Origin of the sequence: Butyrivibrio sp. WCD2001 (assembly GCF_000424485.1) — a bacterium.
Classification (GTDB): Bacteria; Bacillota; Clostridia; order Lachnospirales; family Lachnospiraceae; genus Butyrivibrio.
In genome coordinates, this window is sequence record NZ_AUJZ01000010.1 from 15,461 (window position 1) to 33,849 (window position 18,389).

Consider the following 18,389-nt stretch of genomic DNA (forward strand, 5'->3'; position numbering starts at 1 on the left):
CCTTAATGTATTATTAGCTGATAACGATGAGACAGATGATTATGGAAATAAGTGTAAATCCAAGCGCTGAAAGGATATAGAGTACGGCAGCTCGTCCCTTACTTACAGGAAGGTTGCCGACAAATTTACCGCTCTGACCGTTCATTGCGAACAGATAGTTGTTTCCGTTCCAGGAAGTGTTTAACAGCCATACCGGATAGAGCGCATATTTGTGTGAAAGACTGCGCACCTGTTTGTTTCTGGTAATGGGTGTTACTGATGAATAGCCGGTTACGGTATTTCTGATATCGTTTTCAACCGTGTTCTCCATACGATTCACGATGTGCGTCTTGGTTTCCTCTACATCAACGTCGTATCTGTTTGCAAGAAATCCTGCAAGATATCCGCTGTTGAAGGGAACCGCCTCGGAAAAGTTGAAGGGTTCGATGGATTCCATAAGATCATCGGGCATCTCTTTTGAAGCGTCATGGGGTACATGACTGAATTCTTCGTGACCGGATCTGTCAACCTCGTAAAAGCTGGTTTCCGTGTAATTGTAGTCGCTGTCACTCCAGGTTCTGACCTTTGTTGCTTCGAATCTGTAGTCAGCATCTATCTTTGCATCATAAAGCCAGTACGGAATATAAATTCCGCGAATTTTGTCTATATGATTCTGCGCAAAGAAAACCCTGGGTAAAAGCAATTTTCCTTTAACATAGCCGGCATAGCTGTCCATGGCGTCCTGCTTGCTTTTCTTAAACGGGATGACATAGTTGGGGCGAAGGTCACCGGCGAACTTTTCTTTTACAACAACATTGTTACTGCAAAAAGGGCAGGTGAGGGATCCTTCAGTCTCAGAGGCGACTATCTCACCTCCGCAGGACTGACAGGAATACACCACCATACCATCGGTTTCGCCGGGTTTCCATTCTGTGCCTTCCGAAAGCCATTCATTGCTGTCTGCTTTTGCATCTTTGTCCTGTTCCTCCTGTCTGGGGGCTTTGTAATCACTAACCTTTATTTTGGTGTCGCAATAAGGACAAAGCAGCATCTGACTGCCGGCATCAAAATTCATTACCCCTCCGCACGAGGGGCATTCATATTCGGTTAATCCCATAGATAATTTCCTAAACTATTATTTCTGCCGATAATTATGGTCTGGGCTGACCACAATTTGAACAGAATTTTCCGCTGTTAACAGTTCCGCATGAGCATGTCCAGTCTGCGCTGGGCTTGGGCTGACCGCAATTTGAGCAGAAATTGCCGTTGTTGACGGTTCCGCATGCGCATGTCCAACCACCCTGGCTCTGAGGCTGCATCTGAGGAGCTGCCTGTGCAGGCTGTGCCTGCTGCCCCATAGCGAAGAGTCCGGCTGCGTTTGCACCGCCTGCCTGCTGTGCCATGTTCATTCCTGCAAATGCCATCATAGGACCTGTTGATGTGTTCTTAGCGGCATCCTGCATAGCCTGTGCCTGTGCGCCTACAAGAGTAGCGGCTGCCATGTTGGGATTTGAAAGAACAGCATTCTTCTGAAGCTCTTTGATCATCTTTTCATCTTCTTCAGAAGCGTTTACGGAGTTGATACCGAATGTGGAAATTCTGATTCCGTAAGTGTCGCCCCATTTAGCTGAAAGAACTTCGTTCAGTGCATCAGCGATCTCTGTGGTGTGTCCGGGAAGAGCACTGTAACGAACGCCTGTCTCTGAAATCTTTGCAAATGCGGGCTGAAGAGCTGTGAGAAGCTCACTCTTTAACTGAGATTCGATGTTTTCTCTCTTGTACTCTCCTGTGAAGTTTCCGCAGAGATTGGTATAGAAGAGAATGGGATCTACGATCTTGTAACTGTATTCACCATGGCAACGGATGGAGATATCAACGTCGAGGCCGATGTTTTTATCTACAACACGGAAAGGAACCGGATTAGCGGTACCGTACTTGTTGCCGATGATATCCTTGGTGTTGATATAGTAAATGCGCTGGTCGTTAGCGGCATCTCCGCCGAAACTGATACGCTTACCGATCTTTTTAAAGGTTTCCTTGATGTTGGAAGAGAGGCTTCCGTAGAAGAGAGAAGGCTCTGTGCTTACATCATATACGAACTCACCGGGCTCAGCGCAGATTTCAGTTACTTTTCCCTGATCAACGAGAATCATGCACTGCCCGTCAGCAACTGCTATTATTGAACCGTTGGAAATGATGTTATCATTACCCTTGGTGTTGGAGCTTCCTCTGCCGGTACGCTTAACGCCCTTAACGGCAAGTGTGTCAGCAGGAATAGCATCACAATAGAAATAGTCTCTCCAGGAATCAGCGAGAACACTTGAAGCAGCTCCGACTCCAGCTTGTAAAATACCCATACAAAAATTTCCTCCTTTTAAATTAAGTTTTACCTTTTTATATTGTGGTCTTTTTTGTCAGACCATTATTGAATACTGATAAAAATTATACCACAATTAAGATATAATTATAAAATAAGATGTACAAATTAAATGGGGTTAAGTTGCCAATTGCAGCGATGAAAGAACATATGAAACTGTTATACAATGGAAAAACATACAATATCAGCAGAGGGACGCTACTCTCCGAGCTATTTAAGCGCGAAAATATGGATATTCCTATGGTCTGCGCAGGTATGGGAAGATGCGGAAAGTGCAAGGTGAGGTTTGTCAGCGGTGCCCCCAGGGCGACTTCAGCTGACAGCTCGTTTTTTAGTGAGGATGAGATAAAAAGTGGCTGGAGACTGGCTTGCAGAGCTGTAATTACAGAGGATGCTGAGATTGAGACTGATCTTTCCACTGCAAAAGAAGATAAGGCTTTCAGTATAAAGGAGGAGAGCAGAGAGGATAAGTGCGAGGATCTTTCGTCCGGAAACTTTGTTGCAGCCATAGATATCGGTACCACAACGATTGCAGCAGCAATCATATCGCCAAAGGACGGGAATGACATCATAAAGAAGGCAGTAACCATGAATCATCAAAGAAGTTACGGCGCCGATGTTATAAGCAGGATCAAGGCGGCAAATGAGGGCAATGCTGATGTTTTGAGAAAGCTGGTAACGGATGATTTGAAGGGACTTCTTAAAAATGTAGCCTTAAAGGAGGTCGTGATTGCCGGGAATACTACCATGCTTCATTTATTGGTGGGGGATTCCTGTGAGGGTTTGGGAATTTCTCCCTATAAACCCGTAAGACTTTCATATCCGGAGATGAGCTTTTCTGAGGTACTTGGAGTCACATTCGAAGAGAAAGATATTTATGATGAAACCGAATGCAGAATAATGCCAGGTATATCTGCTTTTGTTGGAGCGGATATCGTATCCGGTATGTATGCCCTTGATTTTTATAAGATACCTGAGGGTAAAACCTATATGCTTATTGATCTTGGAACAAACGGAGAGATGGCAGTTGCGGACTCCCAAAAAATAACTGTCTGCTCGACGGCAGCAGGTCCGGTGTTTGAGGGAGGCGGTATATCCTGCGGTATGGCCGGAGTTTCGGGAGCCATAGAGCATGTAAAGATTGATAAAGAGAAAAAAACCGCGGATTACAGGACGATAGAAAATACAGAACCTCTCGGAATCTGCGGAAGCGGAGTACTTGAACTTGTATCCGAACTCAGAAGATGCGATATCGTCGATGAAACAGGTCTTCTGGCGGATGAATATTTCGAAGAAGGTTTTATATTATATAAGGATGAAAAAAAGACGATTTCTTTTTCGCAGAATGATATTCGTGCTCTGCAGCTTGCAAAGGCTGCGATAAGAAGCGGGATAGATACCCTGCTTTCGGAACATGGCATTACTTCCGCAGATGTGGATAAGGTATATATTGCCGGAGGATTCAGTGAACATCTTGATATTGATATGATAAAAGCACTAAAGATGTTACCGGAGGAATATATAAATAAAAACATAACAGAGTGCGTAGGTAACACTTCGCTAAAGGGCTGTATAAAGGCGCTCGGAGATTGTGATTATCAAAAAAAGATCACTGATATTGCAGCCCGTTCGAGTGAGATTTCATTGGCAGGTACAGATACCTTCGGAGAGAGTTTTATTTCAGCTATGAATTTATAAATTGATTTATGTATCTGTTATACTTATAATAGAACGATAGGAACCACGAAACGAGATTAAGAGGTAAGCAATGGATAACAATTATAATAACAATAATGGGGCAGGCGGAGAAGGCGGTCCCAAGAAACAAAATATATTACTGCTGGTTGTTGCTGCGCTTGTGTCAGTGCTTTTCATGACATATTTCATGCGCGCGGTTACAGGTTCCAGTAATAAAGAAGTAACTTATTCCGAGTTTATTCAGATGATCGAGGATAAGAAGGTTGAGAGCGTAGTGATCGAGAGTGACCGCATCAACATTATCCCCAAGGTAAGTTCTGATGAGCTTAAGTTCAATCCCTTCTCCGGTTCGACCACGGTTTTGACATATTATACGGGTAAAGCCGAGGATGATTCCACACTTACGAAGAGACTTCTTGATGCAGGAATTCCGGTAAGCAGTGAGATTCCGGATTCTTCGAGTGCGATCATCTCCTTTGCCGTTTATTATGTTCTTCCGATTTTGCTCATGTGGCTGATTCTTTCATTTGTGTTCAGACGCATGTCGAAGGGCGGCGGTCCGCTCGGTATCGGTAAAAACAACGCTAAGGTTTACATGCAGCGTGAGACAGGAGTTACTTTCAAGGATGTAGCGGGCGAGGATGAAGCAAAAGAATCTCTTGTTGAGGTCGTTGACTTCCTTCATAATCCCGGCAGATACGTTAAGATCGGCGCGAAGCTTCCGAAAGGTGCTCTTTTGGTAGGACCTCCCGGAACAGGTAAGACACTTCTTGCCAAAGCGGTTGCGGGTGAGGCACACGTTCCTTTTTATTCACTTGCAGGATCTGACTTTATTGAGCTGTATGTCGGTGTCGGTGCGAGCCGTGTTCGTGAACTTTTCGCAGAGGCCAGCAAAAATGCGCCTTGTATTATTTTCATAGATGAGATTGATGCTATCGGAAGAAGCCGTGACAGTAAGTACGGCGGCGGAAATGAAGAGCGTGAGCAGACACTGAACCAGCTGCTTTCAGAGATGGATGGTTTTGATTCTTCAAAGGGTGTCCTCGTTCTCGGAGCTACAAACAGACCTGAGATTCTTGATAAAGCGCTTCTTCGTCCCGGACGTTTCGACAGACGTATCATTGTTGATAAGCCTGATCTTAAGGGCCGTGAAGAGATCCTTAAGGTTCACTCCAAGGATGTTAAGATGGATGAGACCGTTGATCTTAAGGGAATCGCCCTTGCTACCAGCGGTGCTGTAGGTTCAGACCTTGCCAACATGATCAACGAGGCAGCCATAAATGCAGTTAAGGCTCACAGAGAGTATGTTTGCCAGCAGGATCTTATGGAGGCCGTTGAGCAGGTACTTGTTGGAAAAGAGAAAAAGGACAGAATTCTCAGCAAGGAGGAGAGAAAGATCGTCTCCTATCATGAGGTCGGACATGCCCTTATCAGTGCGGTTCAGAAGAATACTGAGCCTGTTCAGAAGATTACAATCGTTCCCAGAACCATGGGTGCACTCGGATATGTAATGCAGGTTCCCGAGGATGAGAAATACCTTGAGACCAAGGATGAGATCATTGATGATATCATTGTTTCGCTCGGCGGACGTGCGGCTGAGGAAGTTATTTTCAACACAGTTACAACAGGTGCTGAGAATGATATTGAGAAAGCTACCTCAATGGCCAGAAGCATGATAACAATGTTCGGTATGAGTGATAAGTTCGGACTCATGCAGCTTGAATCAATACAAAACAGATATCTCGACGGAAACAGAGTGCTTAACTGCAGTCCGCAGACTGAGTACGAAGTCGACGAAGAGGTGAAAAAGCTTCTTGCCGACTGTTACGAGAAGGCAAAGCAGATCATTCGCGATCACATTGATACCATGGATAAGATCGCACAGTTCCTTATTGAGAAAGAGACCATCACCGGTAAGGAATTCATGAAGATTTATCGTGAGGTAGAGAACATTCCCGAACCCACCGAGGAAGAGATGGAGGAGGCAAAGCACGGAAGAATCTATGCTACACGTCCCGAATCCGCAGCGGTTGGAGAGAATGTTCCGATCAAGGAGAAGGAGAAGAAGGAGTCTGTTTCTGCAGAGAAGGAGCCGGAACCCGTTCCTGTTACTTCTGAGCAGCAGCCACAGCCCCAGCAGGGATATATAAACTGGCAGCAGCCTCAAGACGCTACCAATGGTCAGTCGCAGCAGAGCACGACATCTTTCGGACTTCCTACATACGGCCAGCCTACATATGGCCCGGGCGGAGCATCCTATGCCTCCAAGCCTGAGAAGAAGGAAGAGAATGAGGATACACCTACAGGTGGTGGACGCTTCTCACATATGCCTGACAATTTTGATAATCAGAATTAAGAATTTTTGTGAAAAGACAAAAATGTATGTAAGAATCCAGAGGGCTGTCGCGTAGCGGCAGCCTTTTTGATAAGATGTAATTATGGAAGAGAAATTTAATGTACAGGAAGAACTGAAAAAGCTCCCGAAACAGCCGGGGGTTTATATAATGCGTGATCAGAATGACACGATAATGTATGTTGGGAAGGCAGTGAATCTCAATAACCGGGTGCGCTCCTACTTCAGGAAAATCGTGGGCCGCGGGCCGCAGATTGACCGCATGGTCCAGCAGATTGCTCGCTTTGAGTATATCGTCACTGATTCAGAGCTGGAAGCGCTTGTCCTTGAGAATAATCTGATCAAGGAAAATTGCCCCAGATACAACACGATGCTGAAGGATGACAAGACCTATCCCTACATAAAGGTCACTGTTTCCGAGGACTTTCCCAGAATCTTATTCTCCAGACTTATGAAGAAGGATAAGTCCAAGTATTACGGTCCGTTTACCAGTGCGGCAGCAGTTAAGGACACCATAGAGCTGATAAACAAGATATACGGCCTCAGAACCTGCAACAGAGTTCTGCCAAGAGACATAGGTCTGGACAGACCCTGCCTTAACTATCATATGAACAGATGCTCTGCGCCCTGCGACGGAAAAATCTCAAAGGAAGAATATGCCGAGAGGATACGAGGTGCTCTGGACTTTTTGGAAGGCAATTATACTCCTATTATCAGGGATCTGACTGAAAAGATGGAGGCAGCGGCGGAGGAGCTGAATTTCGAGAAAGCAGCAACCTACAGGGATCTTCTTACCAGTGTAAAACAGGTGGCACAGAAGCAGAAGATGACTGATTCAGCCATGGAGGACAAGGATATACTGGCCATTGCAGCAGATGAGAATGATGCTGTGGTGCAGGTCTTTTTTGTCCGAGACGGAAGGCTTATCGGAAGAGAGCATTTCTACATGACGCATGTGTCCGAGAATCCCACAAATGAGATATTGCTGAATTTTGTAAAACAGTTCTATGCCGGAACGCCTTTTATTCCGAGAGAGCTCATGCTTCCCGAAGCCATAGAGGACATGGAGGTAATTGAAAAATGGCTCACTCAGAGAAAAGGGAGCAGAGTTTATCTAAGTGTCCCGGAGAGAGGGCAGAAGGAAAAGCTGATGGAGCTTGCAGCTCAAAATGCAGAGCTGATTCTGAGTAAGGACAAGGAGAGACTAAAGCGCGAAGAAGGCAGAACAATAGGAGCTGTAAAAGAGATAGAAAAACTTCTGGGGATCAATGGAATTATCAGAATGGAGGCCTACGATATCTCCAATATCAGCGGTTTTGCCAATGTCGGATCGATGGTTGTCTATGAGAAGGGAAAACCAAAGCGCAGTGATTACAGGAAGTTCAGGATTAAATCCGTCACAGGCCCGGATGACTATGCATGCATGAAGGAAGTACTCACCAGAAGACTTATGCATGGCCTAGAGGAAAAGCACGAGCTTGAAGTGCGCGAGATAGATGCGAGATACGGCAGCTTTACAAAGTTTCCCGATCTTATTTTGATGGATGGTGGAAGAGGCCAGGTAAATATCTGCCTGCAGGTTCTTGAAGAACTGGGAATTACTATTCCGGTGTGCGGAATGGTTAAGGATGACAACCACAGGACCAGAGGACTTTATTTCAATAATGAAGAGCTCCCGATAGACAGACGTTCCGAGGGCTTTAAGCTCATAACAAGAATTCAGGATGAAGCACACAGATTTGCGATAGAGTACCATCGTTCTCTTCGAAGTAAATCACAGGTAAAGAGCTCCCTTGATGAGATTCCCGGAGTGGGTCCTGCCAGAAGAAAAGCTCTTATGCGCCATTTTAAATCCATAGAAGATATCAGAAATGCAGATATAGAGACGCTTAAGCAGGTTCCGGAAATTCCTGAAAATGCCGCGAAACAGATATATGATTTCTTCCATTCTTAAGGATGCGGGGAGGCATGAAATAATTGTAAAAGCCCAGTGGGTGTGCTAAACTGTGGTAAGTTAAAAGGGGGTATCTCATGGCAACGGTAAAGCTAAAAACTGTCATTAAAAAGATGGAGCTTGAAAACCTCACCCCGGAGCTCGATGTTTCCAAGATTCGAATTCATCAGCCCGATATCAACAGACCGGCTCTGCAGCTCGCAGGCTACTTTGAGCATTTTGAGGCTACAAGACTTCAGGTTATAGGATTCGTAGAATATTCATATATGGAATCCATTCCCGCAGAAGATAAGGAGCGGGTATATCGCGAATTTTTATCCTTTGACATTCCGTGTGTCGTTTTCTGCAGAAATCTGATACCGGATCCGATGTTCGTAAAGATGGCGCTTGAGGAGAAGGTTCCGATAATGGTAACTAAAAAGCCTACATCATCATTCATGGCTGAGATCATCAGATGGCTTAATGTGGAGCTTGCTCCCTGCATTTCCATCCACGGAGTTCTGGTTGATGTTTACGGCGTAGGCGTTCTTATAACAGGTGAAAGCGGAATCGGTAAATCCGAGGCTGCGCTTGAGCTTATTAAGAGAGGTCACAGACTTGTGTCCGATGACGTGGTGGAACTGCGTAAGGTAAGTGATGTGACACTTATAGGAACAGCTCCCGATATCACGAGGCATTTTATTGAGCTTCGAGGAATCGGAATCGTGGATGTAAAGACACTTTTCGGTGTATCCAGCGTCCGCGACACACAGAACATTGACCTTGTTATCAAGCTTGAGGAGTGGGATAAGGACAAGGAATACGACAGACTTGGTCTTGAAGAGGAATATACAGAGTATCTTGGCAACAAGATAGTTTGTCACAGAATTCCGATTCGTCCCGGCAGAAACCTTGCGATTATCTGTGAGTCCGCAGCAGTTAACCACAGACAGAAGATGATGGGCTACAATGCTGCTCAGGAGCTTTATAACAGAGTGCAGAATTCGCTCACCAAGGGTCATGATGACGACGATTGATAAATAGAAAATAATAAATAAGAATAATAAAAAGGAAGCAGTGTAAATGGAAAACCAGACATCAAGTTTAGTAGAAAGATATGTATTCGGAGTTGATATAGGCGGAACTACCGTAAAAATCGGACTCCTTGATATGGACGGTCACAAGATAGAAGTGTGGGAGATTCCTACAAGAACAGAGGACGAGGGAAAAAATGTTCTCCCTGATATCGCTGAGGCGATCAGAAATAAGATGACCGAGAGAGGAATAAAGGATTCACAGGTAGTCGGAGTAGGAGCAGGTGCACCCGGCCCCTTCGGCGATGACGGAACAATCTTCAAGGCTGTTAATCTCGGCTGGAGTGAGTTCAATATGAAGGATGAGCTTCACGATCTTGTTAAGATTCCCGTTAAGTGCGGTAACGATGCCAATGTAGCTGCACTCGGAGAATATTGGATGGGCGGCGGCCAGGGCTACAAGGATATGCTCATGGTTACACTCGGAACAGGTGTAGGCGGAGGAATCATCCACAACGGCAAGATCTTTAACGGTGCTACTGGTGCCGGCGGAGAAATCGGTCATATTCATATCAATGACGATGAGACTCTCGTATGCGGATGCGGACATAAAGGCTGTCTTGAGCAGTATGCAAGTGCGACAGGCGCAGTTCTTCTCATGAATAGATTACTTGAAGAGAGCGATGAGGAGTGTGTTCTTCGCGGTACAGACTTCATGTGCAAGGACATCTTCGATGCAGCAAAGAAGGGAGATAAGCTTGCTAATGAAGCAATTACACGCTATGGCGAATATCTCGGAAAAGGTCTTGCAATGATAGCATCCACTATCAATCCTGAGATCATCGTATTTGGCGGCGGAGTTTCAAAGGCAGGAGACGTTCTTTTTGATCTTGTTCGTCCTTCATTTGAGAAGTATGTATTCCCCGGCGCAAAGAGAACAAAGTTTGCTCTTGCAAAGCTTGGAAATGATGCGGGAATCTTCGGAGCAGCTAAACTGGTTTTGGATTCGGTTTCAAAAAATGAAAATTGATTTGGATGTAAAACTTTCGGAGATTATCCCGAAGCAAAACATTATAAAAAATGAGATTATGAGCAGGCACACCACGTTTCGCACGGGTGGGCCTGCCGATTATTTTGTAAAGGTAGGAACAAAAGAGGCTCTTTCAAAGCTGATAAAGTTTTTTCATGAGGAAGGGCTGACCTTTTCCAAGGACTATTATATTCTCGGAAACGGAAGCAATCTCCTTGTTTCTGATGAAGGATACAGAGGAATAATCTTGTCTCTGGAGGGAGAGTTTGCGGAAGTTGTTCCCGAGAGTGACACTGTTATAAGAGCAGGAGCGGCAGCACTTAATGTAGCTGTTGCTAATCTTGCCAGAGATAAAGAACTTAAAGGCTTTGAATTTGCTCACGGTATACCGGGTTCTATCGGCGGTGCACTTGTGATGAATGCCGGAGCTTATGGCGGTGAGATGAGGCAGGTTGTCCGCTCTGTAACTGCTATTATGGAGGATGGTACCGAGAAAATTTTTAGCCGTGATGAGCTCGAGTTTGATTACAGGACAAGTGTATTTAAGAGAATTAATTGCGTTATAACCGATGCACTTATTGAACTTGAAAAAGGAAACAGAGCAGATATTGAAGCTCTGATGGAGGATCTTAAGAGTAGGCGTGTCTCCAAGCAGCCGCTGGAGTATCCAAGTGCAGGATCAACATTTAAGAGACCTGAGGGATACTTTGCGGGAAAACTTATAGAGGATGCCGGACTTAAGGGCTACAGTGTAGGGGGAGCACAGGTCTCCGAGAAGCATAGCGGGTTTGTAATAAATACCGGTGATGCTACTTCGGATGATGTATATAGGCTTATATGCGACGTCAGAAAAAAGGTAATGGAGTCTTTCGGAGTTGAACTATCTCCGGAGGTAATACTTTTGGGAGAATTTAAGGCATGAGAATTGTAATCGTAACGGGAATGAGCGGGGGAGGAAAATCTACAGCTATACATATGCTTGAGGATGCGGGGTTCTACTGTGTAGACAATCTGCCTCCGGCACTGTTTGAGAAATTTTCAGAGCTGATAACGCAGCCAGACAGTGAGATCACGAAGGTTGCAGTTGGTCTGGATGTAAGATCCGGCCAGAGGTTTGAGGATGCTCCGAGAGTTATTGAAGAACTCAGGGAAAGAGGACTTCCTGTGGAGGTGCTTTTCCTGGAGTGCTCGGATGCGGTTTTAGTAAAGAGATACAAAGAATCAAGAAGAAGGCACCCGCTCTCTCCTGAAGGAAGAATTGAAGATGGTATCAAGAAGGAGAGGGAGCTTCTTAAGAAGCTTCGTTCGCAGGCAGATTATATTATAGACACTTCTCAGCTGCTTACCCGTGAATTCAAGACGGAAATGGACAGGCTGTTCGTTGCAAATGAAAAGCGCGGTAACCTGATTTTGACGGTATTGTCCTTTGGATTTAAGCACGGAATTCCATCGGATGCCGATCTGGTATTTGATGTTAGATTTTTGCCCAATCCGTTTTATATTGATGAATTAAAGCATCTTACAGGAAATGATAAGCCTGTTCAGGACTATGTTAAGAGCTTTCCGGAGTGCGAACAGTTTCTTGAAAAACTGAAGGATATGCTGGAATTCCTTGTTCCCGGTTATATTAATGAGGGAAAATATCAGCTGGTGGTTGCCATCGGATGTACCGGTGGTCAGCACCGATCTGTTACAATAGCAAATGAAATATATGAGAGATTAAAAGAAGCGGAGAATTTCGGGGTAAAGATTTATCACAGAGATTTGAAGCATGCAAGGTGATATGGATGTCATTTTCCGGTGATGTTAAAAATGAACTTGCAAAGCAGATAGCGACATCGAGGCATTGTCAGCTTTCTGAACTGGCGGCGATTGTTTTGGGCTCCGGTTTGATACGGTGCTCGGAAAGCGGCATGTACACTGTGTTTTTACAGTCAGATGCTGCGGCGCAGTCGAGAAAGTTCTTTACAATCCTAAAAAAAGCATTTAATATAGAGGCTAGCGTGCTTGATAAAATGCCCGAGGAGCATGCAGGAGGCAAGGTTTACCTGCCTGTTCTTAGTGGAACAGAGGAGATTTCATCAATTCTTAAGTCCATTCATCTTATAGATGATACAGGAAAAATCAGGACAGCAGATGATGGAATCAGTCACAGACTGGTTAGACAATCCTGTTGTAAGAGAGCATTTTTAAGAGACACTTTTTTGTGTATTGGTTCAGTAAGTGATCCGAGTAAATCATACCATCTCGAGTTTGTATGTACATCCGAGAGAATGGCGGATGACTTAAAAGAGATGATAGAGAGCTTTGACATAGAGGCGCGAATTGTCATGCGCAAAAAATACTATGTCGTATATATTAAAGAGAGTACTGCTATAGTAGATCTCCTTAATGTTATGGAGGCTCCCGTAAGTCTCATGAATATGGAAAACGAGCGTATAGTTAAAGAGATGCGCAACTCCATAAACAGAAGGGTTAATTGCGAGACGGCCAATATCACAAAAACAGTCAATGCAGCATCGAGACAGACCGCGGATATATTGTTTTTGAGAGACCATTACGGATTTGAGAATCTTCCCAAGGGACTCGAAGATATGGCCAGGGTCAGGCTGCAATATCCTGATGCAACATTGTTAGAGCTTGGAAAATATCTGGATCCGCCGGTAGGCAAATCCGGGGTTAATCACAGGCTAAGAAAGCTCAGCGAACTCGCGGAGAAAATACGAGGCTGAGCGAAGCTGCGTTCTTTGCAGTTAAGAGGAGGAAATTATGACAACAAAATCTATCGAGATCAAGCTTCCGGGTGGACTTGAGGCACGTCCCGTTGCCGAGTTGGTTCAGCTTGCAAGCCGCTACGACAGCACACTTCACATCGAGGCACAGTCCAAGAAGGTGAATGCCAAGAGTATCATGGGCATGATGACACTTAACCTTAATTCAGGTGAAGAGGTTACAGTGATTGCTGATGGCTCTGATGAGGCAGATGCAGTTGCAGGAATGGAAAGTTTCCTTATGGGAAATTTACAGCTCTCATAAGATAATATTGTTTGAATCCTATGGAAAGCCCCGGTTATATTCATTATAATGAATGTAATCGGGGTTTACTTATAAACATAAGTGGAGGCAGTATGAACAAAAAAAAGATGCTTTTTGTCTACAATCCCAAAGCAGGCAAAGAGCGTATCAGAAGTAATCTGCTGGACATAATTGATATATTTGCAAAGGCCGGATACGAAGTGACGGTTCATCCTACGCAGGAGCAGGGTGACGCAATAGAGGCTGTTAAAAACAGAGATAGGGGATTTGACATTGTCACCTGCAGCGGAGGAGACGGCACGCTCGATGAAGTTGTCAGCGGCATGTGGATGTCTAAGACTCGTGTGCCCATAGGATATGTTCCTGCAGGATCGACAAACGATTTTGCAATGAGCCTTGGGATTCCGGCTGCTATGCATGCATCTGCCGAGGCTATTGTCACCGGCAGGGAATATGCCTGTGATATCGGAGTTATGAATGGTGAAACCTTTGTGTACATAGCTGCGTTCGGATTATTTACGGATGTATCCTATTTAACCAAACAGGATATAAAAAATGTTCTCGGACATATGGCGTATATATTTGAGGGTGCCAAAAGGCTTTCGGAGATCCGTTCATATCATATGAAGGTTACGACGGATGACATGGTCATAGAGGATGATTTTGTATTCGGAATGGTGACCAATTCCATTTCGGTAGGAGGATTTAAGGATATTACCGGGAAGCATATAAAGCTTGATGATGGCGTTTTCGAAGTTACTCTGGTAAAATTCCCCGACAATATGCTTGATATGAGTAATCTCATGGCAGCCCTGTTAAACCGTGATATAGATACGGAGCAGATGTACTGCTTTAAGACGAGCCATCTTGTCTTGGAATCCAAGGAGAGTATAGCCTGGACAAGAGATGGTGAGTTTGGCGGAGAGCATACCTATGTTGATATTAAAAATGAGAATAAGGCACTGAAAATCATGGTGCCAAATAAGAATTAGTGATTGTTTCTGCGAACGGGTAAGGAATTTGCCCGTTCATTTTTTGTTCATAAAACGTTTAAAGACTATTAACGCCAGATTATTTCTTGGACATTTCTTTTATGTATACTAAAGATGTCAGATGAAGAAAGGCAATACCAATTAAAAAATAACTTTTTCATAATAAGCCAAGGAAACAAAAGTTTCCTTGGCTTCCTCCCTTTTATGGGGCTCTTTATAATGTCTCCGGCTCAGGATAATCCACACCAAAGGTTTCTACTGTTACTTTTTCCATAACCTGATCTGTTGTAGGTCTGTCCATCCAGTCAGTCTCGGTCTCGGCAATCTTGTTTACGACATCCATTCCCTCGATAACTTTTCCGAATGCAGCATATGCGCCGTCCAGGTGAGGAGCGTTCTTGTGCATGATAAAAAACTGTGAGCCTGCGGAATCAGGTATCTGTGTACGCGCCATGGAAAGAACACCTTCTGTATGAAGAAGATCATTCTTAAAGCCGTTCTGTGAAAATTCACCCTTGATAGAGTAACCCGGGCCGCCCATACCTGTTCCTTCGGGATCTCCGCCCTGAAGCATGAAACCTTTGATCACGCGGTGGAAGATAACACCGTCATAGAAATTGTGGTTAATAAGTGAAATGAAATTATTTACTGTGTTGGGGGCAATTTCAGGATAAAGCTCGGCTTTGATCACATCGCCGCCTTTCATGGTAATAGTTACGATAGGATTTTTTGTATCAGCCATTTTTCTCTCCTTTTTGGTTTTTCGTGGTAGAAATGTGCGATTAATTATACAATATAGATGAGGTATAGAAAAGTTGCTTAGGGAAATCATTTTTTGCTTAAAATATCATACAGATGTAAGTATAAGCGAGAAGATAAGAAGCGCCGCTGATTATCTTGAGGGTGAGGGGATTCGCTGCCAAATAGTATATCCTGAGCCTGAGATAATGACAAAGGAGGGGCTTCTTCTCGGAATAATGGAAAACGATTCAGAGCATTCCCTTAAGGATATCCTGTTTTTGTCGGACTCCTCGGAACTCTCGGAGATACTCCTTGGAAGCGGAGCCTATGTTGTGGGTTTGCAGCATGAGGAGAATCCCGGCGAAGGTTTTCCGGGCTTAAAATATGTGTTTACGGATATTGATGAAGTCGGCTTTGATTCTTATGAGAAGGCCTATCAGAGATATGCGCGTATTCCGTGGACAATACTCGAAACGAAGAGATGCATAATCAGGGAGACCACAGTGGAGGATGTGGACGCCTTTTACGAGATATATGCCGATCCGGAGATGACAAGATATATGGAGGGACTTTTCAAAAATCCCGAGGACGAAAAGAAATACCAGGCGGATTATATAGAAAAGGTGTACGGCCTTTTGGGATTCGGAACCTGGACGGTTGTGAGAAAGGAAGACGGCAAAATAATAGGCAGAGCGGGCTTCAGTGTCAGGAACGGCTTTGATGACGTGGAGCTGGGGTTCCTCATTGGTACGGATTATCAGAGACAGGGCTATGCTTATGAAGTGTGCGAGGCAATCCTGAAATACGGAAGGGAAGTTCTTTTGTTTGAAAGGATAATTGCTTTCGTGAAGGCTGAAAATCTTGTTTCCATACATCTTTGCGAAAAGCTCGGCTTTGAGAAAAAAGAAGAGGTTGAAATAGAAGAGAATATTTATGGGGAGGAGTACCATGATGGGGTAAAAGTGGCTCCGTCAAGGGCTCAGTTCGGTAAATATATAAGAATGGTGCTTGCTATTTGAATTTTTTTCAGTTACCATACATTTGAAGAAAAGGGATAAAAATTACGTAGTACCCAGGATGTATAGGAGGTATGGATGAGTTCTATGGATTTGTTTTCGTTAATTGCAGGGCTGCTCGGAGGACTGGCTCTGTTTATGTATGGTATGAATGTAATGAGCGGTGGGCTTACCAAGGCGGCCGGCGGTAAACTTGAGGCGGCCCTCAGTAAGGTGACAAGCCATCCTGTCATTGCATATCTGTTTGGTGTGGGAGTCACTGCACTGGTTCAGTCTTCATCAGCTTCAACGGTTATGGTTGTCGGTCTCGTTAACTCCGGAATCATGACACTAAAGGAAGCGGTCAATGTTATACTCGGTGCGAATCTGGGTACAACATTTACGGCATGGCTGCTCAGCTTGAATGCCATAAGCAGTGATAACTTTCTTATCAATCTGTTAAAACCCACATCGTTTACCCCATTTTTGGCTATTATCGGTATCGTTCTTTATATGTTTTCCAAGAGCGATAAGAAGAACAACATAGGTCTTGTTCTCATCGGCTTTTCTGTGCTGATGTTCGGAATGAGCATGATGTCCGATGCTGTTTCTCCGCTTAAAAACAATGCGGGATTCCAGAGCGTACTCATGACTTTCAGCAATCCTTTCATCGGATTTTTGGTCGGTGTATTTTTCACTATGGTAATTCAAAGCTCCGCCGGGACCATCGGTATCATGCAGGCTCTCGCCGCGTCGGTGCATATTCCGTACAGCGTGGCTCTTCCCGTTGTAGTAGGTGCAGAAGTGGGAACCTGTATTACAGCTATTCTGTCATCACTGGGAGCTAACAAGAACGGTAAGAGAACGGCTCTTATGCATTTGTATTTCAACATCATAAAAGCCGGTTCTTTTATGATTATTTTCTATATTATTCATTCGTTTGTTCACTTTGCGTTTATGGATCGTACAGCGGGCATGGTTGGAATAGCTTCTATTCATACGCTGATCAACCTGGTGGCTACTCCGCTTATGCTTCCGTTTGCAGGACTTCTTGTGAAGATGGCATATGCCTCTATTCCGATAGATGACAAGGAGAGAGAGGAGCAGGAGGAGATGCAGGGAATCACCAAGTTGGATCCCCGATTCCTTACGAATCCGCCCTTTGCATTGGAGCAGAGTAAGCAGGTTGCCATGGATATGGCAGAATTTGCGAGAGAGGGTCTGGAAAAAGCTATACCGCTTCTTGAGAACTACAACCCTGAGGTTGCGGATGAGGTCAGACGACTTGAGGAAAAGGTTGACCGCTACGAGGATCAGCTTGGTACATATCTTATGCAGATAAATAACCACCATCTGGCCGAGATGGATTCAAGGCTTCTGTCCATTATTCTTCACTGCATAACGGATTTTGAGAGAATAAGCGATCATACTTTAAATATTGCGCAGATAGCCCGCAATATGAATGAAAAGAAGGAACATTTTTCATCAAAGGCCAGCGAGGAGATCAGGATATTCTCCAATGCTGTAAGGGAGATTGTTGACCTGTCCTTTACATCTTTCCAGAATCAGGATCTCAAGCTTGCACAGTCGGTTGAGCCTCTTGAGGAAGTAATTGACGGACTGAATATGGAAGTTAAGAGGAGACATGTAAGACGTCTTCGCAAAGGAAAGTGTACTATAGATATGGGCTTTAGTTTGTCCGAGCTGGGTACGGACTATGAGCGTATTGCGGATCACTGCAGTAATATTGCCGTATGTCTCCTTGAAGTCAGCGAGGGAATGTTTGATACACATGAGTATATCGAACACCTCAAGGAAGAGAAGAATCAGGAATTTGAGAAAGCCGTTGATCTATATGAGAGAAAGTACAGACTTCCCGCTATGAAGAAGGGCTTCGAGGATGAGGATGAAATAGATCCTTCATTCGCTGAAAACCATGCAGTACTTGTGGATATCATGAAGTCTGAGGACGAAGAGATCATAGATGAGGCTCTTGCGGCAGCAGGCGTCAAGAAGAAGGATAAGCTGTCCGAAAAGGTTAAGGATAAACTGTCCGGCAAGCCCAAGGACAAAGAGAAGTCAAAGGACAAAGAATCCGGAAAAGATAAGAGTAAATCCAAGGATAAAAAAGATAAGAAAGAAAAAACGAAGAAGTCGAAAGAAGAGAAGTCAAAAGAAGAAAAAGTTAATGAAGACGATGTAAAAGAAGAAAAGGAATAAA

Annotated in this window: 15 protein-coding genes; 12 read left to right on the forward strand and 3 right to left on the reverse strand. The window is 44.4% G+C overall.

All coding sequences use genetic code 11. The features are described from left to right. Positions 1-13: 13 nt before the first annotated feature. Both G630_RS0110365 and G630_RS0110370 read right to left on the reverse strand, forming a co-directional pair. Positions 14-1,054 (reverse strand): hypothetical protein, encoded by a 1,041-nt coding sequence (locus G630_RS0110365; protein ID WP_242829169.1) that lies wholly within the window; start codon positions 1,052-1,054, stop codon positions 14-16. A 76-nt stretch (positions 1,055-1,130) separates the two neighbouring features. After that, positions 1,131-2,336, reverse strand: coding sequence for an SPFH domain-containing protein (locus G630_RS0110370; protein ID WP_022761093.1), 1,206 nt, complete (start codon positions 2,334-2,336; stop codon positions 1,131-1,133). A 170-nt stretch (positions 2,337-2,506) separates the two neighbouring features. On the opposite strand from G630_RS0110370, the gene G630_RS21485 reads away from it, so the two are divergent. The 10 genes from G630_RS21485 (at position 2,507) to G630_RS0110420 (ending at position 14,432) form a co-directional block, all read left to right on the forward strand. Beyond that, a complete protein-coding gene (locus G630_RS21485; protein WP_196805200.1) occupies positions 2,507-4,054 on the forward strand; it encodes an ASKHA domain-containing protein in 1,548 nt (515 codons plus the stop codon). 70 nt (positions 4,055-4,124) lie between these two features. Next, a complete protein-coding gene (ftsH, locus tag G630_RS21490) occupies positions 4,125-6,410 on the forward strand; it encodes an ATP-dependent zinc metalloprotease FtsH (protein ID WP_022761095.1) in 2,286 nt (761 codons plus the stop codon). Positions 6,411-6,492: 82 nt separating this feature from the next. Beyond that, positions 6,493-8,361, forward strand: coding sequence for an excinuclease ABC subunit UvrC (gene uvrC / locus G630_RS0110385; protein WP_022761096.1), 1,869 nt, complete (start codon positions 6,493-6,495; stop codon positions 8,359-8,361). A gap of 77 nt (positions 8,362-8,438) precedes the next feature. Continuing rightward, entirely contained in the window at positions 8,439-9,377 is a 939-nt protein-coding gene (gene hprK, locus G630_RS0110390; protein WP_026498524.1) for an HPr(Ser) kinase/phosphatase, read from the forward strand. Between the two features lie 46 nt (positions 9,378-9,423). Continuing rightward, entirely contained in the window at positions 9,424-10,404 is a 981-nt protein-coding gene (locus tag G630_RS0110395) for an ROK family glucokinase (protein WP_022761097.1), read from the forward strand. Continuing rightward, the gene (murB, locus tag G630_RS0110400) at positions 10,394-11,326 is read left to right on the forward strand and encodes a UDP-N-acetylmuramate dehydrogenase (protein ID WP_022761098.1); all 933 of its coding nucleotides are present in this window, start codon (positions 10,394-10,396) and stop codon (positions 11,324-11,326) included. Before G630_RS0110395 ends, murB begins: the two co-directional genes overlap by 11 nt. Beyond that, complete coding sequence (gene rapZ / locus G630_RS0110405; RefSeq protein ID WP_022761099.1) at positions 11,323-12,186, forward strand: RNase adapter RapZ; 864 nt, start codon at positions 11,323-11,325, stop codon at positions 12,184-12,186. The genes murB and rapZ overlap by 4 nt, the downstream gene beginning before the upstream one ends. Positions 12,187-12,191: 5 nt before the next feature. Next, positions 12,192-13,136, forward strand: coding sequence for a DNA-binding protein WhiA (whiA, locus tag G630_RS0110410; RefSeq protein WP_022761100.1), 945 nt, complete (start codon positions 12,192-12,194; stop codon positions 13,134-13,136). A 37-nt stretch (positions 13,137-13,173) separates the two neighbouring features. Continuing rightward, complete coding sequence (locus G630_RS0110415; RefSeq protein ID WP_022761101.1) at positions 13,174-13,440, forward strand: HPr family phosphocarrier protein; 267 nt, start codon at positions 13,174-13,176, stop codon at positions 13,438-13,440. Positions 13,441-13,532: 92 nt separating this feature from the next. Beyond that, positions 13,533-14,432 (forward strand): diacylglycerol/lipid kinase family protein, encoded by a 900-nt coding sequence (locus G630_RS0110420; protein ID WP_022761102.1) that lies wholly within the window; start codon positions 13,533-13,535, stop codon positions 14,430-14,432. Between the two features lie 214 nt (positions 14,433-14,646). On the opposite strand, the gene G630_RS0110425 is transcribed toward G630_RS0110420, so the two are convergent. Continuing rightward, a complete protein-coding gene (locus G630_RS0110425) occupies positions 14,647-15,174 on the reverse strand; it encodes a peptidylprolyl isomerase (RefSeq protein ID WP_022761103.1) in 528 nt (175 codons plus the stop codon). 73 nt (positions 15,175-15,247) lie between these two features. On the opposite strand from G630_RS0110425, the gene G630_RS23575 reads away from it, so the two are divergent. After that, on the forward strand, positions 15,248-16,192 hold the full coding sequence (locus G630_RS23575) for a GNAT family N-acetyltransferase (protein WP_049946170.1): 945 nt from the start codon (positions 15,248-15,250) through the stop codon (positions 16,190-16,192). Between the two features lie 75 nt (positions 16,193-16,267). Continuing rightward, complete coding sequence (locus G630_RS21500) at positions 16,268-18,388, forward strand: Na/Pi cotransporter family protein (RefSeq protein WP_330363795.1); 2,121 nt, start codon at positions 16,268-16,270, stop codon at positions 18,386-18,388. Position 18,389: the final 1 nt, after the last annotated feature.